At 60.1% G+C, this 21872-nt stretch carries 21 protein-coding genes and 1 tRNA gene; 6 read left to right on the forward strand and 16 right to left on the reverse strand.

The window, feature by feature from the left end; translation table 11 throughout:
* The first annotated feature begins 73 nt into the window (after nt 1-73).
* The 3 genes from Q0U90_RS02735 (at nt 74) to Q0U90_RS02745 (ending at nt 3223) form a co-directional block, all read left to right on the forward strand.
* Nucleotides 74-853 (forward strand): histidine kinase, encoded by a 780-nt coding sequence (locus Q0U90_RS02735; protein ID WP_297451387.1) that lies wholly within the window; start codon nt 74-76, stop codon nt 851-853.
* Nucleotides 850-1581, forward strand: a complete 732-nt coding sequence (locus Q0U90_RS02740; RefSeq protein WP_297451390.1) for a response regulator transcription factor — start codon at nt 850-852, stop codon at nt 1579-1581. Before Q0U90_RS02735 ends, Q0U90_RS02740 begins: the two co-directional genes overlap by 4 nt.
* 121 nt (nt 1582-1702) lie before the next feature.
* A complete protein-coding gene (locus tag Q0U90_RS02745) occupies nt 1703-3223 on the forward strand; it encodes an aldehyde dehydrogenase family protein (RefSeq protein WP_297451393.1) in 1521 nt (506 codons plus the stop codon).
* A gap of 177 nt (nt 3224-3400) precedes the next feature.
* Here the strand turns inward: Q0U90_RS02745 and Q0U90_RS02750 are convergent, their stop codons facing one another.
* The 3 genes from Q0U90_RS02750 to dnaG form a co-directional block, all read right to left on the reverse strand.
* On the reverse strand, nt 3401-3838 hold the full coding sequence (locus tag Q0U90_RS02750; protein WP_297451396.1) for a hypothetical protein: 438 nt from the start codon (nt 3836-3838) through the stop codon (nt 3401-3403).
* A 408-nt stretch (nt 3839-4246) separates the two neighbouring features.
* A tRNA-Asn gene (locus Q0U90_RS02755) sits at nt 4247-4321 on the reverse strand.
* Nucleotides 4322-4450: 129 nt separating this feature from the next.
* Nucleotides 4451-6382: a DNA primase gene (gene dnaG / locus Q0U90_RS02760; protein ID WP_297451399.1), complete on the reverse strand. Its 1932-nt coding sequence runs from the start codon at nt 6380-6382 to the stop codon at nt 4451-4453.
* Nucleotides 6383-6502: 120 nt separating this feature from the next.
* Between dnaG and Q0U90_RS02765 the strand changes: the two genes are divergently transcribed.
* On the forward strand, nt 6503-7021 hold the full coding sequence (locus Q0U90_RS02765; protein WP_297451402.1) for a ribonuclease domain-containing protein: 519 nt from the start codon (nt 6503-6505) through the stop codon (nt 7019-7021).
* Nucleotides 7022-7025: 4 nt separating this feature from the next.
* Here Q0U90_RS02765 and Q0U90_RS02770 read toward each other — a convergent pair whose 3' ends face one another.
* Nucleotides 7026-8318, reverse strand: a complete 1293-nt coding sequence (locus tag Q0U90_RS02770) for a deoxyguanosinetriphosphate triphosphohydrolase (protein WP_297451405.1) — start codon at nt 8316-8318, stop codon at nt 7026-7028.
* 28 nt (nt 8319-8346) lie between these two features.
* Between Q0U90_RS02770 and Q0U90_RS02775 the strand changes: the two genes are divergently transcribed.
* Nucleotides 8347-10371 carry a TPM domain-containing protein gene (locus Q0U90_RS02775; protein ID WP_297451408.1) on the forward strand — a complete coding sequence of 675 codons (2025 nt, stop codon included), beginning with the start codon at nt 8347-8349 and terminating at the stop codon, nt 10369-10371.
* A gap of 69 nt (nt 10372-10440) precedes the next feature.
* Here the strand turns inward: Q0U90_RS02775 and Q0U90_RS02780 are convergent, their stop codons facing one another.
* Genes Q0U90_RS02780 through Q0U90_RS02790 form a run of 3 tightly spaced genes read right to left on the reverse strand, consistent with a single transcriptional unit; the run spans nt 10441 to nt 12799 of the window.
* On the reverse strand, nt 10441-10857 hold the full coding sequence (locus Q0U90_RS02780) for a hypothetical protein (RefSeq protein WP_297451411.1): 417 nt from the start codon (nt 10855-10857) through the stop codon (nt 10441-10443).
* Nucleotides 10845-11414 carry a hypothetical protein gene (locus Q0U90_RS02785; RefSeq protein WP_297451414.1) on the reverse strand — a complete coding sequence of 190 codons (570 nt, stop codon included), beginning with the start codon at nt 11412-11414 and terminating at the stop codon, nt 10845-10847. The genes Q0U90_RS02780 and Q0U90_RS02785 overlap by 13 nt, the downstream gene beginning before the upstream one ends.
* Nucleotides 11414-12799, reverse strand: coding sequence for a glycine--tRNA ligase (locus tag Q0U90_RS02790; protein ID WP_297451417.1), 1386 nt, complete (start codon nt 12797-12799; stop codon nt 11414-11416). Before Q0U90_RS02790 ends, Q0U90_RS02785 begins: the two co-directional genes overlap by 1 nt.
* Nucleotides 12800-12990: 191 nt before the next feature.
* Between Q0U90_RS02790 and Q0U90_RS02795 the strand changes: the two genes are divergently transcribed.
* Nucleotides 12991-13503, forward strand: coding sequence for a Fur family transcriptional regulator (locus Q0U90_RS02795; RefSeq protein ID WP_297451420.1), 513 nt, complete (start codon nt 12991-12993; stop codon nt 13501-13503).
* 5 nt (nt 13504-13508) lie between these two features.
* Here Q0U90_RS02795 and Q0U90_RS02800 read toward each other — a convergent pair whose 3' ends face one another.
* The 9 genes from Q0U90_RS02800 to hrcA are packed head-to-tail and all read right to left on the reverse strand — an operon-like array spanning nt 13509 to nt 21870.
* Nucleotides 13509-14240 (reverse strand): isoprenyl transferase, encoded by a 732-nt coding sequence (locus Q0U90_RS02800; protein ID WP_297451568.1) that lies wholly within the window; start codon nt 14238-14240, stop codon nt 13509-13511.
* A 19-nt stretch (nt 14241-14259) separates the two neighbouring features.
* Nucleotides 14260-15009 (reverse strand): DNA repair protein RecO, encoded by a 750-nt coding sequence (recO, locus tag Q0U90_RS02805; RefSeq protein ID WP_297451423.1) that lies wholly within the window; start codon nt 15007-15009, stop codon nt 14260-14262.
* Nucleotides 15010-15013: 4 nt separating this feature from the next.
* Nucleotides 15014-15955, reverse strand: coding sequence for a GTPase Era (era, locus tag Q0U90_RS02810; protein ID WP_297451571.1), 942 nt, complete (start codon nt 15953-15955; stop codon nt 15014-15016).
* A gap of 4 nt (nt 15956-15959) precedes the next feature.
* Nucleotides 15960-17288, reverse strand: a complete 1329-nt coding sequence (locus tag Q0U90_RS02815) for a hemolysin family protein (RefSeq protein WP_297451426.1) — start codon at nt 17286-17288, stop codon at nt 15960-15962.
* The gene (gene ybeY, locus Q0U90_RS02820) at nt 17285-17818 is read right to left on the reverse strand and encodes an rRNA maturation RNase YbeY (RefSeq protein WP_005511056.1); all 534 of its coding nucleotides are present in this window, start codon (nt 17816-17818) and stop codon (nt 17285-17287) included. Before ybeY ends, Q0U90_RS02815 begins: the two co-directional genes overlap by 4 nt.
* Nucleotides 17819-17837: 19 nt before the next feature.
* Entirely contained in the window at nt 17838-18863 is a 1026-nt protein-coding gene (locus Q0U90_RS02825) for a PhoH family protein (protein ID WP_297451441.1), read from the reverse strand.
* A 12-nt stretch (nt 18864-18875) separates the two neighbouring features.
* Nucleotides 18876-19655, reverse strand: coding sequence for a 16S rRNA (uracil(1498)-N(3))-methyltransferase (locus Q0U90_RS02830; RefSeq protein WP_297451444.1), 780 nt, complete (start codon nt 19653-19655; stop codon nt 18876-18878).
* 44 nt (nt 19656-19699) lie between these two features.
* Nucleotides 19700-20830: a molecular chaperone DnaJ gene (dnaJ, locus tag Q0U90_RS02835; protein ID WP_297451447.1), complete on the reverse strand. Its 1131-nt coding sequence runs from the start codon at nt 20828-20830 to the stop codon at nt 19700-19702.
* Nucleotides 20831-20832: 2 nt separating this feature from the next.
* A complete protein-coding gene (gene hrcA / locus Q0U90_RS02840) occupies nt 20833-21870 on the reverse strand; it encodes a heat-inducible transcriptional repressor HrcA (protein WP_070834038.1) in 1038 nt (345 codons plus the stop codon).
* Between the last annotated feature and the right edge of the window lie 2 nt (nt 21871-21872).

A 21872-nucleotide genomic window follows, 5' to 3' on the forward strand; every position in this document is an offset into this window, starting at 1 on the left:
TTGCGGTAGTGCTAGGTCTACCATGCCGGAAAATAATTCCTCCGCACACAGAGCTTTCGTACCATGGGAAACTATGGAGCTGAAGGATTATTTCCGCAAATATATCGGCGCGAACCGCCGAGAAAAGGCGCAGAAACGCAGCTACGAGGAATCCGCCGCCGCTCGCATCGCCGAACTTACCGCTTCACGACGCACAATTGCCGAAGCCTTCGAGATTGAACGTCGCCGCATTGAAAACGACCTCCACGACGGAGCTCAGCAATACATTGTTGCGGCTTCAATGAAATTGGGACTTGCAGAATTGGAGGCATCCAATACTGGCAATGAGGAACTAATGCAGCTCCTGGCGGAAACTCGCGGCCATTTGGAGGATGGCCTGCGGGCTTTGCGGCGAACAGTTCATGGAATTCATCCGCAGGTGTTGCGCGACCGCGGACTACAGGCGGCTGTTGAGGAAATCGCTGAAGGGTACGGCCCTCACGTTGTTGTGCACACTCCCTATCCCCTGCCGGAATTGGAGGAAAGTGTGCTCGCCGCGGCATATTTTTTCTGTGCAGAAGTGCTGACAAATGCGGCGAAATATGCGCCGAATGCTCCTGTTTCTGTATTGCTCACCTCAGATCAAACACTGAATATTTCAATTACCGACCAAGGTCCGGGTGGGGCAAAATTGGGACGCGGATTGCGAGGCATGAAAGAGCGCCTGGCCACTTTTGACGGTGCGATGACCATGCACTCTCCCGAAGGCGGGCCAACGCAGGTAATAGCCAGAATTCCCTTGATGTTGAACCGCTGGGAATCGGGCATTGGAGAAATGGAAAGCGTGGAGAAGAAAGGTGCGGCGAAAAAATGAAAATTGTCATTGCGGATGACTCGGCACTCCTGCGGGAAGGGGTCGCGGGGCTCGTCGAAAAGCGCGGACATGAAGTGATTGCGATGGTCAACACTGCCCATGGCCTGGTGGCGGACATCGATGACCGTTTTGAGGACACGGGCGAGCTGCCAGATCTGGTGATAACCGATGTGCGCATGCCGCCAAAGATGAGCGATGACGGCCTGCGGGCGGCGGTCGAGTTGCGGGAGCGTTATCCGCAGCTGAATGTCATGGTGCTGTCGCAGTATGTGGCGCCGGCGTATGCGCGTGAGTTGTTCTCGCCGGGCGGTGGCGCTGGGGTTGCTGGGGTTGGCGCTGCTGGAAGTGGTGCGGCTGGGGGCAGTGGTTCGAGTGGCGGGACCGGGTACTTGCTCAAAGACCGCGTTGGCCAGGTGCTGGACTTCTTGGGTTCGCTCGAAGTCGTCGCCGGTGGCGGCGTGGTGATTGACCCTGATGTGGCGACGGCGCTGATGCAGTCCGGCAAATCGGGGCTAGCCAGCTTAACGGCGCGCGAACGCGAAGTGCTAGAGCTGATGGCACGCGGAAAGTCCAATAAGCAGATTGCCGATGACCTCGTGCTTTCCGGGGCGGCAGTGGCGAAACACGTGTCCAACATCTTTATGAAGCTGCATCTGGAGCCCGGCGAGGAAAACCGCCGCGTGCGAGCAATTTTGGAGTTCCTCACGGCGACGTCGGGGCAGATTTAGGGTCGGCAGCAATCGCACCTCTCGCAAAAGCGATGAAAAAATAAGTGTTGATTGTGGCACGAGTCACAATTTAAAGTTGGCTCATACGTTTGCTGTTTCCCTATCGAAAGGACATGTCTACATGACTGTTTACGCCAACCCCGGCACCCCCGATGCAATCTTCACATACAAGGAGCAGTACGAGAATTTCATCGGCGGTAAGTGGACACCTCCAGTAGACGGGCAATACATGGACAACTCCACCCCGGTTACGGGCGAGGTTTTCTGCCGGGTTCCGCGGTCTAACGAGAAAGACATTGAGCTCGCCCTCGACGCCGCGCACAAGGCGAAGGACTCCTGGGCCTCGGTTCCTGCGGCCGAGCGGGCACTGATTCTCCACCGCATCGCGGACCGTCTGGAGGAAAACCTTGAGAAGATTGCCGTCGCCGAGACCTGGGAGAACGGCAAGGCCATTCGCGAGACCCTCGCCGCTGACATCCCGCTCGCAATCGACCACTTCCGCTACTTCGCCGGCGCCACCCGCACGCAGGAGGGGCGCATCTCGCAGATTGACGACAACACGGTCGCCTACCACTTCCACGAGCCACTCGGCGTCGTCGGCCAGATCATCCCGTGGAACTTCCCCCTCCTGATGGCCGCTTGGAAGATCGCCCCGGCCCTCGCTGCCGGCAACTGCATCGTGCTCAAGCCTGCAGAGCAGACCCCCGCGTCGATCCTCATGCTCACTGAGATCATCGCCGATCTGCTTCCGGACGGCGTCCTCAACATCGTCAATGGCCTCGGCACCGAGGCCGGTGCTGCGCTGACCGCAAGCGACCGGATCTCCAAGATTGCGTTCACCGGATCGACTGCCGTTGGCCAGGTGATCAATAAGGCAGTGTCCGACAAGATTATTCCAATCACGCTGGAGCTCGGCGGCAAGTCCCCATCCATCTTCTTTCCCGACGTCATGGACGCCGACGACGCGTTCCGCGAGAAGTGCATCGAGGGCTTGGCCATGTTCGCGCTGAACCAGGGCGAGGTCTGCACCTGCCCGTCGCGAGCCCTGGTCCACGAAGACATCGCTGATGAGTTCCTGAAGCTCGCGGTCGAGCGCGTCAAGCAGATTAAGACCGGCAACCCGCTGGATACGTCGGTACAGATGGGCGCCCAGGCCTCCCAGGAGCAGCTGGACAAAATCTCCGGCTACTTGGAGTCCGGGCCGAAGGAGGGCGCGGAAGTTCTCACCGGCGGCAACGTCGCCAAGCTCGAAGGGCTGGAGGGAGGCTACTACGTCGAGCCGACAATCTTTAAGGGCAACAACTCGATGCGATTCTTCCGCGAGGAGATCTTCGGCCCGGTCCTGGCCGTGACGACCTTCAAGACTCTGGACGAGGCTCTCGAGATTGCCAACGACACTATCTACGGTCTTGGCGCCGGCGTGTGGAGCCGCAACCAGAACAACGCATACCGCGCTGCCCGCGGTATCCAGGCTGGCCGCGTGTGGGTGAATAACTACCACAGCTACCCTGCTCACGCAGCCTTCGGCGGTTACAAGCAGTCCGGCATCGGCCGCGAGAACCACTTGATGATGCTCGAGCACTACCAGGAGACCAAGTGCATGCTCGTCTCTTACGACGAGAACCCGACTGGCCTGTTCTAAGAATCTATCCCTTTGGGGCTAGGCGGTTTGTCGATTCCGATTCACGTCCGACGAGGGTGACGGCAATTGCCTCTGCTCCAACACCCTCCGCACCCGGCAGGTTGCAATGGTCGGCCTTAACCTGACGCACCAGGCGATGGCGACTCCAAATTTAGAGGCCTAGCTCACGGCCGCCAGCTAGGCCTCTCTTTCTTTCTTCACTTTCCGGCGCCACCTGCACACCCGTTTAATCGCGGCACTGGCGGCCCATCCGCCGAGAAAAAGTAGCGGGATGTAGAAGAACACGACATAGGCGACCACCAGGCCGTCCTGGCCATCGGGCGGCGTGGTGAGAAATAGGAATACCAGATCGCCAAGCGCGGCAATTCCTGCGCCGGTAGCTGCTGGGACAATGCTCCGAGCGCTGGTCATCCACCGAGCCGACGAGCTATCACCGGCGAAAACGGCTATTGCTCCGACCAGCATTACTGAGACCAACATGGACACAATCCACGACGCAATTCCTTCGTCGTAGGCGAGATTGGGCTCGGGCAAGATTAGTCCACCCAAAACACTCCACGCGACCGCGGCGAAAAAGGACGCCAGCAAGGGGCGGGTTATACTGTCGAGCCTCATGCGTCCCAGGTTACGTGAGATGACCTCCAGAAAGACCGAATTTCCCCTCCCCAGTGGAGAATCGAGTCACGCCCACAAAACAAAATCCTCCGAGCATAAAGTGGGGTAAGTAGAAAAACTGGCAACCCGAAAACTTACGGGCTGCAAATGTGAAACTGTGCGAATTTATGACACTTTCAAGCAATTTTCCGAACCATTTTTGACATAAACGCAGCCAGTAACTCGGATCGGCCCAACGCCACCAGTCATAAACGTGGTCAGTAACTCGCATTGGGACTAAACGGAAAAAGGTGCCTACCGGCGCAACGCCGAGCGGACACACTTTTTGCTACTTAACCCGATTTTTTAGTGGATTAACACTGCGAATAAAAAAACCAGGCCAGAGAAAAACTCCCTGACCTGGCTTAATGGCTCCTCCAGCTGGACTCGAACCAGCAACCCTTCGATTAACAGTCGAATGCTCTGCCATTGAGCTATGGAGGAATATCCACCGCACAGAAACCAACGAAACCGAGCAAACCAAACCTCGGTCGCGCCGTTCCCTGCGACGGATAGATACTTTACCCAGACCCCTCCCAACTCACAAATCAGCTGGTAGTAGGGCATTTTTCGCTACTCAAATACAACCTTGACCGCCTCTGCTTGCAGTTCGCGGCGGTACTGCTCCATCGCGAGCAGGTCCGCGAACAGTGAGTTGTAGGCGGTTTCGTCGTCTGAGGGGCGCATCCGGGAGAGCATCGCTTTCAGCTGGGCAATCTGGTCACCGACCCACACTTCCTGCAGTCGCGCCAGAATCGCCTGCGAATACGGGCGCAAGGTCTCCTCATCGACAGAGATTTGCTCCACGCCCAGCTCAGTCACAAGATGCTTGACGACGTCCTCCCGCGCCTTATCCATGATTGCGGTCGCCCAGCTATGTGGCTGCGTGGCAGCTTCCCCGCAGGCACCACCTGCAGCCATGATGGCGTCGAATACTGCTCGGTAGGTCGGATGTCCGAAGGTCTCGGGTGCGAGCGCATCGAATACCGGGCCGGTGGTGGCGGGCTCCTGAATTGCCAGCTTGAGGGCCTCACGCTGCGCATAGAGCACAGGGTCCCGCGGGTTTGGATACGGCAGTGCCGGATTTTGCCGGCGCCGCGCTTCCTCCGCCTCCTCGCGGGCACGGGCTTCTTCTTGGCGACGCTGGTAGGGCGTGCGTTTTTCATTCTGTGGCCGATTGGCCTCCTCGCGGACGCGCTGCACCAGCTCGGCCTCATCATTCCAGCCGATCCAGCCGGCGACTTCGCGGGCATACTCATCGCGCAGCGCTGCGTCCTTGAGCTGAGCCAGAACAGGCACCACGCGGCGCAACCCGGAGACCCTGCCATTAGCGGTGGTCAAGTCATAGTCGGCCAGAAGTGTGCGGAGGACAAATTCGATCAATGGCCGTCGTGAAGCGACGAGATCGCGGACTGCGGCCTCGCCCTTCTTCTGGCGCAGATCACACGGATCCATGCCGTCAGGGGCAACCGCGACGTAGGACTGGCCGGTGAAGTTCTGCTCTCCCTCGAAGGCGCGCATGGCGGCCTTCTGCCCCGCCTCGTCGCCGTCGAAGGTGTAGATGAGTTCGCCGCGGAAGAAGTTGTCATCGAGCATGAGACGGCGCAGCAGCTGGAGGTGTTCCTCGCCGAAAGCGGTACCGCAGGAAGCAACGGCAGTAGTCACACCCGAGGCGTGCATGGCCATGACGTCAGTGTAGCCCTCAACGATTACGGCCTGGTGGCCAGCAGCAATGTCCTTCTTTGCCAAATCCAGGCCGAAGAGCACCTTGGACTTCTTGTACAGCATGGTCTCAGGCGTGTTCATGTACTTGCCCAGATTGTCATCGTCGAAAAGCTTACGGGCGCCGAAGCCGATGACATCGCCCGACATGTTGCGAATCGGCCACATGAGACGGCGGTGGAAGCGGTCAATCGGCCCCATCCGCCCCATCTTGGAAAGCCCCGCCTTGTCCAGCTCTTCGAAGCTAAAGCCCAGGCGCTGCAGGTGCTTGGTCAGGGTGTCCCAGCCGGCTGGCGAGTAGCCACAGCCGAACTGTGCCGCGTGCTCGGCGGTGAAGCCACGGTTTTCCAGGAACTCGCGCGCAGGCGCTGCTGCTTGCGTGGAAAACTGCTCGCGGTAGAACTTCTGTGCCTCGCGGTTGGCGGCGATGAGACGCTGGCGGGTTCCCGGCTCCTCGCGACGCCCCGTGCCACCGCCCTCATAGTTAATGTGGAAGCCAATTTTCTCCGCACAGGCTTCGACGGCCTCCGGGAAAGACAGGTGCTCCATCTCCATGAGGAAGCTGAAGACATCACCGCCTTTGCCGGTGGAAAAGCAGTGGTAGTAGCCATGATTGGGGCGTACGTGGAACGACGGCGTGCGCTCGTCCTTAAAAGGCGAAAGCCCTTTCAGAGAATCCGCGCCAGCCGGTTTGAGGTTCACGTATTCTGCAACGATCTCCTCAATCGGAGTCCGCTCGCGGATCGCCGCGATATCGGAGTCCGGAATTCTTCCCCTAGCCATGAAAATAACCTTACCCAACCCGTCCAATCGGCCTCAGCGCGGAGGTTTCGCTTAACGACGAGCCCTCCGCGTCCCAGCCCATAACGTGCCGACTGTGACAGATATGGAAAGATACTAGCCATGGCTGAGTGGAAGAAGATTGCGAGCGGTGTCGGCGCTGCCGCCCTAGTGCTGGCTGGTAGCTATCTGGGGCTCGATGGCGGAGATCAGAACGCATCGGGGTCGGAGGGCTCACAGGGGGCGCAGAATTCCGAATCGCAGAATTCCACCGCCTCCAGTTCGAAATCGAGTCCGAAGCCTGGCCCCAATTCGGGCGGCAACAAGCCAGGTGCCAAGGGTGCCACCTGCGCAGTAGATACCCTGCCGGAGGAGGCCGACGATGTTATCGACCGCATCCTGACCGACCAGGACCACATCTACTCGCAGCACGACGGCAAGCACTTCGGCAACTACGAGGGACGCCTGCCGAAGGAGCGCGGTGACTACTACCGCGAATACACTGTGACCACCCCGGGCAATTCCAGCCGCGGTGCGCGCCGCATTGTGGTCGGCGGCGGAACCGAAAATGACCCGGATGTCTGGTACTACACCGATGACCACTACGAGAGCTTCTGCGAAATTCCAGACGCGGAGGACTAGACAACTATCCCCACGCTGCAGCCACACCGGCAATATGGCGATCGAGCCGCTCTACACGCGACTCCGTCATCGACGCCAGCTGGTCAACAATCACCCGCAGCCGCGCTTGGTCACTCTCCGCGCGGGAATAGAGCCACTGGAACATCGGATCAAGCGTTCCCGGAGCACCCTCCTGCAGATACTCGGCCACCCGGAAAAGGCGATCGCGCTCACGCTCCTGACGGCGAATATGACGCGGAAGATCCATCACATACAGCACGGCGATGGTCTTCAGCATGGTGACCTCGGCCAGAATCGAGCTGGGCACGGCAAGGTCCGCGTCGTAACGCCCGAGCGGAAGCGTCGACCCGGAGGCAGCACGCGTACCCGCGACGGAAGCCGTGACGAAGCGGCCAACCAGCTCCGAGGTCATCCGTTTCAGCGCGACCAGCGAGCGCAGTGAACCGTCGTAGGACGCCGCAGCGGAGACCACCGGCAAGCTGGCAAGACGCCCGGCAGCTTCGACGAGCTCCGCTGGATCGCCACCGAATGCGGCAGCGCCCTTGTCAGCGAGCGCGGCCAGTTCCACCGTGTCCCACAGAACGCCAAGGTCAACGCGGCCAGAGACGATGCCATCCTCGACATCGTGGACGGAATAGGCGACATCGTCAGACCAGTCCATAATCTGCGCCTCAAGACACTGCTTGCCGTGCGGAACGCCCTGGCGAATCCACTGCAGAATCGCGGCATCTTCCTGATAGGCGCCGTACTTGTGCCGCAGCTGACCATCGGGACCGATTGGTGTCCACGGGTACTTACAGGCTGCATCGAGCGCCGCCCGAGTGAGATTGAGTCCGCAGGGCTCCCCTGTGCCATCGAGCACCTTCGGCTCAAGTCGAGTGAGAATACGCAACGTCTGCGCGTTGCCCTCGAACCCGCCGCAACCAGCGGCGATCTCATTGAGGGCGCGTTCGCCGTTATGACCATACGGTGGGTGCCCAATGTCATGCGTCAGGCCGGCCAGCTCCGCAAGATCTTCATCAGCACCGAGCTCGCTGGCAATTCCACGGGAAATCTGCGCGACCTCCAGCGAGTGAGTCAGGCGCGTGCGCGGAGTATCGCCCTCCCCTGGCCCCACGACCTGGGTTTTGTCCGCCAGTCTGCGCAGCGCTGCGGAGTGCAAAACGCGGGCGCGATCTCGTGCAAACGCCGCCCGATGAGATTCCAAGGATTGCACCCCGGGCAGCAACGACTGCTTCGGAGACTCCTCAACAATACGGGCAAGTTCAAAAGATGAATACGAAAATTTACCGGCCACGTAATTATTCTTACGTATCCTTGTAGATATGTCTGACAGGAATCGCGTGTTTCGCCCCCTTTACCTTGCCGCATCGGGTGCTTTCCTCGGCCTGAGCATGCCTCTAATCACTGCTGCACTACCGACCCAACCGCCGGTTCATGCACCCGCTTCACTTCTGGCAATCGCGCCGTCAGCATCGCTCGCACATGCTGAGGCGCCAACGGACGTATCCGGTGAGGTGGCCGATCTCGCCGGCGTTTTGAACGGCGGTGAGGAAGCTCGTCTGAAGGAACAGATTCAGCAGCTTAAGACGGATAAGCGACTCCTGTTCTCGGTGTATTACATCAAGAGTTTCGACGGCATTCAGGGCGAGCAGTGGGCGCAGCAGGCTTGGGAGCACCTCGGCGCTGCCGACAACCGCGGTGTCCTCGTCGTCGCGGTGGAAGACCGCAACCTCGGCGCTTTCGTCGGCAATTCCTTCCCCAGCAATGCGGAAGCTGTCAACAGTGCAGCTCAAGGGCAGCTGCTAGAGGGCGATAACTGGGCGGCTGCGGGTGAAGCTGCCATCGCCGAGGCAGGCGGTGGCAGCGGCTCCGCCGGTGGGTGGGCACTCGGCGCCGGCCTGGGTGGTGCCGCCGTCGTCGGTGGTACCACCTGGGCCGTGGGCCGCCGCAATAAGAAGAAGCGGGATGAGGAGGAAATCGCTCGTGGCCGCAACATCGACCCCGAGGATGTCTCTTCGCTGGACTCGCTGAGCACCAGCTCGCTCGACGTTCTCGCACACGATGAAATTGTCAGTACCGATGAGTCCATCCGCAAGGCCAGCACCGAACTAGACCTCGCTCGCGGTGAGTTCGGCACCGAGCGCATCCGCAGCTTCGACAACGCGCTGAAGCACTCCCGCTCCACGCTCGAGCGCGCGTTTACGCTCCGCCAACAGCTTGACGACGGCTCCGTGACCGACGAGATCGAGCGGCGCAGTGTTCTACTGGAGATTATCTCCACTTGTGGTGTTGCCGATGATCAGCTCGACGGCGAGGCGGAGAATTTCCAGAAGCTCCGCCAGGAGCTGATGAATGCGGAAGAGACCATCGGGAAGCTCACCCAGCGCAGCATCGAACTGCGCTCCCGTATGCCGCGTGCCAGCGAGATTCTCGAAGGTCTGCGCGCGCGCTATGAAGAGCAAATGCTCAGTTCGGTCACCGATAATGTCGACATGGCCACAGAGCACCTGAATCAGGCAGAGCAGTCCATGGCTGAGGCCCGCCGCATGGCTGATTTGCCCGCTGGTCAGCAGAGCGGTCTGATTGATGCACTGTCAACTACCGACTTTGCTCTCGCCCAGGCAGATAGCCTATTGGGTGCCATTGAACACGCTGATAGTGATATTCAAGCGGCTGTCGCCGGGCTGTCCTCCCTCATCGCGGAGGTACGCGGCGAAATCGACGAGGCTTCGCACCTGATGTCTGCACCTCAGGGAGCTAACATCAACCGCGAGCGTCTCAATGCGGCCATTGAAGCTGGCCGTGAGGCACTCGGTGTTGCGGCCAATAAGTCCGATGTGGATCCGCTGAGTTCGTGGACCGCGCTGACCGATGCCGATGAGTTGCTCGACGAGGCACTGGACTCCGCGCGTGACAAGGCTGCGTCGTTTGCTCGCGCTACCGCCACCTTGCAGCACAGCATGCAGGATGCCGACAATCACATCCGCGCTGCAGCTGATTTGATTGCTACTCGTCGTCGCGTGGTCGGCGCTGAAGCTCGTACCCGCCTCGCGGAGGCGCAGCGCGCCTACAGTTCCGCCCAGGGCTTGGCCAATGATGACCCGCGAAAGGCTCTGGCCTACGCACGCCGTGCCCGCAAGCTCGCCGCCGAGGCTGCGGACCTGGCCCGTCGGGATATCCGTCGCTACCAGAACCAGCGCCGCGGTGGCGGAAGTAACGGTTCAATGGTTGCCGGCATGGTGCTGGGCAGCATGCTCAGCAACAACAGCGGCTTTGGCGGCAGCGTCGGAGGATTCGGTGGAGGTTCTAGCCGTCCAGGCGGCTCCGGCAGCACCATGGGCTTCTAGGCGCCCGCACCGCATCACCCCGCACCGTATGAACCCCAACGGCTGGATACGACAACCGACCGCAGGATTCTAGATTCGCACCTGACGTGGCCCATCCACGGACCACGTCGCCAAGGCGGCGGCAAGGAGCCAGTCGTCGAGGTTATCCCGGAGGTCTCCCTCCCCGGCATAGACACCAAAACACCCGCGCCCGAGACTGTCCTCTCGGATGATTCGGGCGAGCTCATAGCCCGGTCGCTCGCTGTCGAAGACTGTGCGGATTCCTCGTCCTTCACTGACCAGAACGAAGGAAACTTCTTCGTCCGGGCTCGTCATGACCAGCGTGCTAGTGCTCAAGAACCGGGCTTTTACCTGCCAACGACGCCCTTGCGGCGATATCACCCAGAAAGCACTAAAGACCCCGTCCTGACAGTTCCAGCCGTCGGACAGGGTCTTTTTGCTCTCGTCGTAAACGACGCCGTCTGCAATAGTTGCTACACGATCCACACCCAAATCATATAGGCAATGAGCACAAGCAAGCAGACAGTGAGAATCCAGCTTGAGGAGACCATGCGGGACTCCAGCACTCGGCGGGCACTGTAGACCAGGAAGATCTTCTCCTCTTCCGGCAGCGCACGGCCCTCATCGGTGTCGAACTGCACCTCTGCGTGGCGCACGCCGCGCGACGCACCGGTGAACTGGCCCCATTTCTCGCCGGTCTTCGCATTCTCGATCACGTAGTTCGTCGAGCCCTCACACACCAACTTTCCTTCAGGACGATCCGGCCCAAAGGTCACTGAGAGCTGCTTGGCTCGCGAAATCTTGTCACGGTCAGACGCAACGGTCGAGAACACACGGCCGTCGGGAAGCGTGGCGGAAACACGGTGATCAGCAGAGGCGTCAATGACCCACTCCCCTTCCGGGGTGTTGAGGCGATCGCCCTGCTCATCACGAATATAGGTGCCGATTTCGGCGCTTTCCTTCAGAATCGGCCAAGTCTGCTCGGACTTTTCCCGAGAGCCATCGCCGAGACTATAGGACTCCCAAAAAACTTCTTCGGCCATTAGCAGCCCACCAGGCGACCGGCGAGGTAGCTCTCCAGCTCGTCAATCTTGACGCGCTCCTGCTCCATGGTGTCACGGTCACGGACAGTCACGGCGTTGTCCTCCAGGGAATCGAAGTCAACGGTGACACAGTACGGTGTACCAATCTCATCCTGGCGGCGGTAACGACGGCCGATGGCGCCGGAGGTGTCGTAGTCGACCGCCCAGTGCTGGCGCAGCTTATCGGCGACAGCCTCAGCGGTCGGAGTCAGGGTGTCCTTCTTCGACAGCGGCAGAACGGCAACCTTAACCGGCGACAGGCGCGGATCCAGCTTCAGCACGGTACGGGTATCAGTGCCGCCCTTTGCGTTCGGGACCTCTTCTTCGGTGTATGCATCGCACAAGAAGGCCATCAGAGCGCGGGTCAGACCGAAGGACGGCTCGATGACATATGGGACGTACTTTTCGCCGGTGACCTGGTCATGGTAGCGCAGGTCCTCCTTGGAGTGCTCGATGTGGCAGCCGAGGTCGTAGTCGGTGCGGTTGGCCACACCCATCAGCTCGCCCCACTCGTTGCCCTGGAAGTGGAAGCGGTACTCGAAGTCGATTGTGCGTGCAGAGTAGTGCGCGCGCTCATCCTTCGGAACGTCGAACTGACGCATGTTCTCCGGGTTAACGCCCAGGTCAATGAACCAGTTCCAGCAGGCGTCGACCCATTCATCGAACTTCTCTTCAGCTTGGTCCGGTGCGACGAAGTACTCAATCTCCATCTGCTCGAACTCGCGAGTACGGAAGATGAAGTTACCCGGGGTGATCTCGTTGCGGAATGCCTTACCGGTCTGGCCGATACCGAACGGCGGCTTCATACGAGCCGTGGTCATGACATTCTTGAAGTTGACGAAGATGCCCTGGGCGGTCTCCGGGCGCATGTAGTGCAGACCCTGCTCGTTGTCGACCGGGCCGAGGAAGGTCTTCATCAGACCAGAGAACATCTGTGGCTCAGTCCAATTACCCGGCTGACCGGTCTCCGGGTCCGGAACATCTGCCAGACCATTGGCCGGCGGGTGACCGTGCTTGGCCTCGTAGGCCTCCAGCAGGTGGTCAGCGCGGTAGCGCTTGTGGGTGTGCAGGGACTCCACCAGCGGGTCGGTGAAGGTAGCGACGTGACCGGATGCTTCCCAGACCTGGCGCGGCAGGATAATGGAGGAATCCAGGCCAACAACATCCTTGCGGCCAGTGACGAAGGTCTTCCACCACTGGCGCTTGATGTTTTCCTTCAGCTCCACACCCAGGGGACCGTAGTCCCATGCCGAGCGGGTACCGCCGTAAATTTCACCACACGGGTAAACGAATCCCCTGCGCTTACACAGGTTGGCGACGGTATCGACAACTGACTTAGGTGCCACGGTCTAGACCACTCCTTATAAATGGCTTTGTATCGCACACCGCACGGATTTTCCGGGCATTCAATTTAGCCCGCTACGCACAGCGAACGACTTAACGAAAAGCAAAATGTCCCGGCCTTCAGAAGACCAGTTAAAAGTTCCCCTACACTCTAGCGCATCTTCTCCAACCGATACCGGGTAGTGTCATTTACATGGCTGGCGAAGATATGCACGAAGTTGGTTCTGGCGAAAACTCTCGTAGTGCGGGCTCCCCTGCTAGCTCTGGGGCACACGCCTCCGCACGACCGACCGCCACCCGCATCGGCCAGCGCAACACTCGTCAGCGTCGTGCTGTCGTGTCAATCATGAGTGAGGCACCGAACTTCCGCTCCGCGGCTGACATCCATAAGTCGCTGACGGAACGTGGGGACAAAGTCGGCTTGACGACGGTCTATCGCACACTCCAGTCCCTTGCGGAATTGGACATCGTCGATGTGCTGCACAACGCCTCCGGGGAGGCACTCTACCGACTGTGCGGTGACCACCACCATCATCACCTGGTGTGCACTGATTGCGGCGCCACCGTTGAGGTCGCCGGCGGTCCTGTCGAACAGTGGGCGCACAATTTGGCGCAGGAGCACGGTTTTAGCCTGACCGGCCATACTGCCGAGGTCTTCGGGCTGTGTGGGGACTGCCAGAAGAAGCAGCCCAGCTCTCACAAATAACGCCTCTAGGCCTTGCCGAACCTGCGGTCACGCTTGGCGTATTCCACCACGGCGGCACGCATGTCATCCCGGCCGAAATCCGGGAACAGTTTGTCCTGGTAGACCATCTCCGCATACGCGGACTGCCAAATCAGGAAGTTCGACGTCCGCTGCTCGCCCGACGGCCGCAGGAAGAGATCGACATCCGGCATGGTCGGCTCGTCCAGGAACTGCGCGAAAGAATCCTCAGTCAGGTCGTATTCGCTGAGCTCCCCCGCGGCTGCCCGACGAGCAATCTCTTTCGCAGCGTCAACAATTTCAGCGCGGCCACCGTAGTTGACGCACATGTACAGAGTCAGCGCGTCATTATCCTTCGTCTGCTCCTCGGCAATCTCGAGTTCCTTAATCACCGAGCGCCACAGACGCGGACGACGTCCCGCCCAGCGCACGCGAACATTCTTCGAATCCAGCTCATCACGACGTCGACGCAGTACGTCACGGTTAAAGCCCATGAGGAAACGGACCTCATCGACCGAACGGCGCCAATTTTCCGTGGAAAACGCATAAGCCGACAGGTGCTTGACACCCATCTCCAGGCAGGCATCGACGCACTCCATCAGTACGGCTTCGCCGCGCTTATGCCCCTCAGTGCGCTTGAGCCCACGCTGCTGCGCCCATCTACCATTGCCATCCATCACGAGCGCGATGTGATTGGGCACGAATTGCTGCGGTACAGGAGGATTCAACACGCCTCCTATTGTGCCCCAACGCTACTGTTTACTGCCAAAAAGCATCCACATGTTCTAGCGCCGGCACCCGGCGGCCAAGGTAGTACTGCAGGTACTTCGCCGTCAGGGTACGCGCCGTCGCCATTCGCCCCTCAAATTCGCTTGACGACGTATCGATGCCCGACCACTGCTCATGAGCAAGTTGCCACATCAGATGCAGAACCTCAGTCGACGGAGTATCTGCACCCGGTGGCCGGCAGTTAGTACACACTGCTCCACCCAGCGCGGGGGAAAAAGCATGATGAGGCCCAGCCTTTCCACAGCCAGCGCATTCAAAGAGACTCGGCTGCCAACCAGCTTGCGCCATTGCCCGCAGGATGTAGGAGGTCAGCAACAAATCGGGACGATGCCGCCCGACCGCAATATCATCGAGCGACTGTGTGGTGAGATCCCACAATTCGGGAGCTGGCACTTGCTCCTCGCCGACAATACGTTCGGCAACGTCCAGGACTGCACACGCACAGGTGTAGCGCGCATAGTCGTCGACAAGCGGTGCCGCCCACGTGCGCACAGTATCCGCGCCCGCGATGGTGGACAGCCCACGACGTGGATAGATGTTGACATCCACGTCGACGAATGGCGACAGGCGGGAGCCGAAGCGGCTCTTCGCGCGGCGTACCCCTTTGGCGACACCGCGGACGAGACCGTGGTCGCGGGTGAAAAGGACGATGATGCGGTCGGCTTCGCTGAGGTCGTAGCGGCGTACGACCAGCGCACGGTCGCGATACGGCTCGACCAATTCTTTAGAATCCCAACTTGCCCAGCTGCTTCGGGTCCGACTGCCAGTCCTTCAACACCTTTACCCGCAGGTCAAGATAGACATTCTGGCCGAGCAGCGCGATGAGCTCCTTGCGGGCCTTGTGAATGGTGGTGCCCATGCGTCGACCGTCGCGCCCCATGAGAATGGACTTCTGCCCTGGGCGTTCGACATAGATTACGGCGTGGACGTCGAGCACACCCTCCCGGTCCTGGCTCGGCAGCACCTCATCAATCTGAACTGCCACGGAGTGCGGCAACTCATCGCGCAGACCACCGAGAGCGGCCTCGCGAATCAGCTCTGCCATGCGGGTATGCAGATCCTCGTCGGTGATGTGATCCTTCGGGTACAGACGCGGCCCCTCCGGCAGCTGGGAAGCCATGACATCAATCAGTGTATTGATGTTCTCGCCGGACTTCGACGACAGCGGCACCAGCTCGGCATCCGGTCCGAGCAGCTCCTGCAGCTCAATTAGGCGCTCGATAATGGTGTCTCGCGAAACCTTATCCACCTTGGACACAATGCCCATGATGTTCTTGCAACCCTTGGAGACGTTCTCGTAAATCCAGCGGTCGCCGGGACCAATTTTCTCATCGGCAGGAACGACCACCGCAACCAAGTCCACATCCGAATAGGTTTCCTGAACCATGTCATTCAGGCGCTCACCGAGCAGCGTGCGCGGCTTGTGCAGCCCCGGCGTATCCACGACGACAATCTGGCAGTTGTCGCGGTGAACCACACCGCGCACCGGGTGGCGCGTGGTTTCCGGCTGGTTCGCCGTAATGGCGATTTTCTCGCCCACCAGCGCATTGGTCAGCGTGGACTTGCCGGTGTTCGGACGCCCCACAATGGAAACGAACCCGGAGCGAAAGCCCTCCGGCGCGCTGTAATCATCAGCATCGCCGCCGAGTCCGGCATTGGCCAGCATGTCATCAAGATTGCCCATCAGTATCTTCTTCCTCGGAGTAGAACTCCGCAGTCGGCTCCACCACCACAGTGCGTACCCGCATACGACCACGACGGTCACGGGAGCCCTCGGCGGTAAACTTCAGTCCCGCATATTCTACGTACGAACCCGGCAATGGCACACGTCCAAGTGCATAGGCCAATAGACCAGAGACTGTATCCACCTCATCGGTGACCTCATCATCGAAGACGAGTTCGCGCCCGTGGGCCTCGTCGTAAAGCTCTATGAGCTCGCCCAAGCTGAGGCGCGCCTGCACGCGGTAAGAGGCATTGCCCAGCGGTTCGATGGGCGCCTGCTCGGCCTCGTCGTACTCGTCAGCAATTTCACCGACGATTTCCTCAAGAATGTCCTCGATGGAAATCAGGCCGGCGACAGAACCGTACTCATCAATGAGAATGGCGATGTGGTTGCGGCTGCGCTGCATCTCATCGAGCAGGTCATCCAGAGGTTTGGAGTCCGGCACGAAAACGCAGTCACGCATGACCTCGGAGACGCTGACACCGCGGCCGCCGTCGGTACGCGAGTAGGTCTCCTGGACAATGTCCTTCAAGTAAATGACGCCGACGATATCCTCGACGCTTTCACCAATTACCGGCAGCCGCGAGTGCCCCGACTTCACGCACAGCGCCACGGCCTGACCGCAGTGCTTATCAGCCTCAATCCACACCATCTCCGGGCGCGGAACCATAACAACGCGTGCCGACGTCTCTGCGAGATCGAACACCGACTGAATCATGCGGCGCTCATCGTGTTCCACAATACCGCGCTCCTGGGCGATATCGACCATCTCGCGCAGCTCGACTTCAGTGGCAAACGGACCATCGCGGAAGCCACCGCCAGGGGTGATGATGTTACCGAACCAAATCAGCAGCTTTTCCAGCGGACCCAGCACCTTGGCCATAAAACTCAAGATGACCGCGGTGGCCAGCGAAATCGAGTACGGGTTCTTTCGACCCATTGTGCGGGAAAACACACCGAGAACCAGGAAGGTGAACAGAGCCAGCAACGCCACGGCAGCCGCAATGGCCCAGCTCTCCGGCTCGAAGAACTTCAAGCAGACAGCTGCAAGTGTGACTGCACCGATGGATTCGCACAGTGTCCGCAAAATCACCAGCACATTGACGTGCCGGGCACGGTTTTCTACAACCTTGAGCAGCGCATTAGCACCCGCGACTTCGTCGCGTTGCAGCTCTGCGACGCGCGCACGCGAGATGCCTGAGACCGCAGTCTCCACTGTGTTGAGTCCGCCAGCGCAGATCATCGCCACGACGGCGACAATTACCAAAGTGATCATCGCTCGTTAGAACGCTCCGGGAACGCGTTGGGGTTAATTGGCTTTTCGGAAAAGCTCACGCCACGACGATCGATGTCGTCGTACCAGTCCGCCAACAGCCCATTCTGCAAGGAGAACATCTGGCGCTCTTCCTCGGCCGTGACGTGGTCATAGCCGAGTAGGTGCAGCACGCCGTGCACAGTGAGCAGAACTAGCTCGTGGCTCAGTGGGTGACCTGCGCGCTCGGCCTGGCCCGCGGCAAACTCGGGGCACAACACGATGTCGCCGAGCATGGCAGGACCCGGGCTGGCCGCGTCAGGGCGGCCTGAGCCGGGAGTGAGCTCATCCATCGGGAAACTCATCACATCCGTGGGCCCCGGCAGATCCAGCCAGCGCACGTGGAGGTCCTCAATCGTCTTCAAGTCGACAATGTGAATGCTCAGTTCAGCTGCCGGATGCACGTCCAGGCGGCCTAGCGCATAACGGGCTACGTCGATAAGCGACTCTTCATTGACGCCCTGACCGGACTCGTTGAAAACTTCAATGCTCATGTAAATTCAGCGTCCTTTATCACTTTGTGGCGGACTGTCGCTTGCGTGAGGACTCGGCGCCCTGCTCAATGCCCTCGTTATAGGCATCGTAGTCATCGTAGGCCTCGACAATTGCGGTGACCAGGGGGTTGCGCACGACGTCGGCGGCGACGAGGGCGGGAAACGCAATTCCCGGCACACCACGCAACACCTCGCGTGCGACGGCCAGGCCAGACTTCTGTCCGCGGGGCAGGTCGACCTGGCTGGCATCACCTGTGATGACCATCTTCGAACCGAATCCCAGACGAGTGAGGAACATCTTCATCTGTGCCGGAGTAGTGTTCTGTGCCTCATCGAGAATGATGAACGCATTGTTCAAAGTACGACCGCGCATGTATGCCAACGGTGCAACCTCCACTACCCCGGTTTCCATCAACTTAGGAATCAGGTCCGGTTCCAGCATTTCGCGCATCGCATCGTGCAGCGGCCGAAGGTAGGGGTCGATCTTTTCGTGCAGGGTGCCTGGTAGGAAGCCCAGGTTCTCACCGGCTTCCACCGCCGGTCGAGTCAGAATAATACGCTCTACCTGCTTATTCTTCAGCGCAGCAACGGCCTTAGCCATGGCCAGGAAGGTCTTACCAGTACCGGCGGGGCCGATGCCGAAAACCACGTTGTAGCGGTCGATGGCATCGACGTAGTTCTTCTGCCCCTCAGTCTTAGGACGCACGGTCTTGCCGCGGTGCGTCACAATCCCGCCACCGAGTACCTCGCTGGCGGATTTCTCACCGCGATCGACAATGCCCACCGCGTGCCGCACCGACTCCGGGGAGAGCTCATGGCCACGCCGAGCCATTGCCTCCAGCTCCTTGAACGCGCGGGCGGCCAATGAGACATCAGCCGGGGAGCCCTTGATTGTCACAACCCCGCCGCGGACATGGATATCCGCTGCCAGTAAGGATTCCAACAGACGGAGATTCTGATCCGCGTGACCGACCACAATCGGCGCGACGTTGTCATCGAGTTCGACCACAGCGGTGGTACGAGCAGCTACTGAATACTTTGTCATTATGCGTCTATCCTACTGACCACTCGCAGGTGTGCCGCCCCACCGCTTCGTCAGCGGCCCCAGCGCGCTGAGAGCGGCAGCTCCAGCCAGGGCGCTGCGCAGAACCGTCGGGCCGAGCACTACCGAGCTCGCACCAGCGGCACGGAAGGCCTCGAGTTCCCCAGGGCTGACTCCCCCTTCCGGGCCGACAATGAAGATTGCCCGGTCGGCAATTGCTGCCTGTGCGGCAAAGTCCACGAACGGTGTCGTTTCCTCCTCGTGCAGAACCGCCACCATGCCACCGTCGGCCACGGTATCCCGGATGAGCTGCTCAATATCGGCGGAGCTGTGCAGATCCGCGACCGGCGGAATCCATGCACGGCGAGCCTGCTTGGCAGCCTCGCGCGCAGCCGACTGCCACTTAGCGCGGGCCTTGGTGACCTTCGCGGTCCCCTGCCAGCGAGCCACGCAGTTCAATGCCGCCCACGGGACAATCTCATCAACCCCGGCCTCGGTCATCAAGTCGACAGCGAGCTCAGCACGATCCGACTTCGGCAGCGCCTGCACCACGGTGACATGTGGCTTTGGCCGTGCGCGTTTTTCGGCAGCGACCACGCGAACATGGACTTCACGCGGATCTACGTGCATGAGCTGTGCCCTCGCCACCAAATCCGCACCATTGGCCAGGAGGATCTCGGAGCCCTCCTTCAACCTGCGGACGCTGATGTGCTTCGCCTCCGGCCCGAGAACTCGAATAATCTCCTCCGGGCGTGGCAGCTCGGTGAAATCACCGAGGAATACGGGCAAACTCATGCGTGCTTCACACTCACTGGGGGGAGGGCTACGGGAGGGCGTGTTTAACGTCGGCGGAAACGGGAGAAGAAACCGTGCCGCTCACTGGAATTTGACACCTTGGCATCGTCATCGCGGTGATCGCGCAGCTTCTCTAGCAATTCACGGGACTTGCGGTCCAGTTTCGTCGGCACCGTGACATCGACATGTGCGACCACGTCACCGTTGCCCTCGCCGCGCAGATGCGGCATGCCCTTGCCAGACAGGCGAATCTGCTCTGCCGGCTGAGTTCCCGAATCGACCTTGATGGTCATCGGCTTACCCAGCAGGTCCTCGACCTCGAACTCAGTGCCAAGTGCGGCATCAACCATGGGCACCTGGACGTTAAAGTGCAGGTCATCGCCCTCACGCTCGAATACGGGGTGCGGATCCATGGCGACCTCGACATAGAGGTCACCAGCCGGACCACCGCCAGGGCCGACCTCCCCCTGACCAGCCATGCGAATACGCATGCCATCAGAGATACCTGCCGGAACATTCACCGTCAGGTCACGGCGAGCACGCACGCGGCCGTCACCACCACAGTTGGTGCACGGATCCGGAATAATCTCGCCGGTGCCCTCACAGCTCGGGCACGGCCGCGAGGTCATCACATTGCCCAGGAAGGAACGCTGGACCTGCTGAATCTCGCCGGTGCCCTCACAGCTGGTACACACCTTCGGCTTGGCCTTCGACTTCGAACCGGTTCCCTCACACTGGTCACACAGCACCGCGGTGTCCACTGTGATTGGCTTGCGGACACCGGTGAAAGCCTCATCGAGGCCAAGAGAAATACGCAGCAGCGCATCTGCACCTGGCTGTACGCGCGAGCGACGCTGACGCGTGCCGCTGGCACCTCCGAAGAACGCCTCGAAGATATCGCCGACTCCGCCGCCACCGAAACCGCCGAAGCCACCGCCTGGCATGCCACCCTGCGGATCGAGAGGGTCACCTCCCATGTCCACAATCCGGCGCTTCTCAGGATCCAGCAGGACCTCGTTCGCCTCAGAGGCCTCACGGAACTTCTCTGCAGCTTCTTCATCACCCGGATTACGGTCTGGGTGGTACTTGAGCGCCAGCTTTCGGTACGCCTTCTTAATCTCAGCGTCCGTAGCGTCCTTCTCCACTCCGAGGATGCCGTAATAGTCGCGTGCCAACTTTAGCTACTTCCTTTCAATACCCGGCCAACGTACTGTGCAACAGCAGCAACCGAGGAAATTGTTCCCGGATAATCCATAAACGTGGGGCCAACTACTCCCATACCACCCAAAATTTCGGTGCCGGTGCCGTAGCCAGTTGAAACCACTGAGGTAGCGCGCAGCTCCTCGTCCTCGTTTTCCTCACCGATGGAAACGCGAACGTGGTGCAAGTCCTGCGCCGCTGACAGCAGTTTCAGCACGACCACCTGTTCCTCGAGAGCCTCGAGAACCATGGGCAACGTAGAAGGCAAGCGACCGGCCATATTACCACGGGTCAAGTTCGACGCTCCGGCCAGGATGAGCCTGTCATTCGGCTTTTCAATGAGCGACTCCACCAGCACAGTCGAGCAGCGGATGATTACATCCCGCAGATCGCGCGGGGCGTTGGCCGCAAGGTCGGAAATCGCAATCGACGCGTCGGCAAGCGTGTGCCCCGACATCGCGCGGTTGAAATGTTCGCGCAGCAGCGGCACCAGATCGGGATCCATCGGCGCGGGCAACTCAACATTCCGCTGCTCCACGCGCCCGGTATCGGTGATGACCACCAGCAGCAGCCGCGCATCAGCGAGCTGGACGACCTCGCAGTGACGGACGCGGGAGACCTCCAACGTCGGCACCTGCACCACCGCAACCTGACGGGTTAGCTGAGCGAGCAGCTGCACACTGCGGCGCAGGACGTCCTCCAGATCGACGCCGCCTTCGAGGAACTCCAAAATGGCGCGACGCTCCGCCCGAGACAGGGGCTTAATTTGCGAAAGGCTGTCCACAAAAAGGCGGTAGCCCTTCTCAGTCGGGATACGCCCCGACGATGCATGCTCCTGCTGGATATAGCCCTCGGCCTCCAGCACCGCCATGTCATTCCTGATGGTCGCCGAGGACACGCCCAGATTGTGGCGCTCCACCAGAGCCTTCGAGCCGACGGGCTCCTGGGAGGCTACGTAATCCGAGACAATTGCCCGAAGAACTTCCTGCCTGCGCTTATCCGTCTGAGATGACATGC

It is taken from the genome of uncultured Corynebacterium sp. (assembly GCF_946998835.1).
Classification (GTDB): domain Bacteria; phylum Actinomycetota; class Actinomycetes; order Mycobacteriales; family Mycobacteriaceae; genus Corynebacterium.